Genomic DNA, 335 nt, shown 5'->3' with positions numbered 1-335 from the left:
GGATTGATTTCAACAAAAACGGCAAAATGGATGTCTATGAGAATCCAAAAGCATCTGTTGAAGACAGGGTTGAAGATTTGCTATAAAATTTAAACAGACTCTTAGTAACTGTTAGGAAATATTTCGTTCCAATTTTTAGGATTGTTTTTAAGATAGTTTTTTCTTCCGCGAAGCGATGATAGCGGGCTATCTCGGCGCGCGTCTGGCGTTTGGGTTTGTATGGCAGGTAGATGTCTTCGAGTTCCGACGATACCCATATGTTGCCATAGCGGTCTAGTTCGAGCCTGTGAAGATTTATCGCCACATTTATTTTTTTTATTTCCTCGAATGTATTC

Annotated in this window: 1 protein-coding gene; it reads right to left on the bottom strand. The window is 39.4% G+C overall.

The genetic code is table 11. The features are described from left to right. Positions 1–34: 34 nt before the first annotated feature. Positions 35–335, bottom strand: a 301-nt coding sequence (locus tag D0T57_RS15640) for a Tex-like N-terminal domain-containing protein (RefSeq protein WP_304487057.1), incomplete at its 5' end; no start/stop codon positions are given.

The organism is Dysgonomonas sp. 511 (assembly GCF_010501105.1).
Taxonomy (GTDB): domain Bacteria; phylum Bacteroidota; class Bacteroidia; order Bacteroidales; family Dysgonomonadaceae; genus Dysgonomonas.
This window is presented reverse-complemented; position numbering and strand designations above follow the sequence as displayed.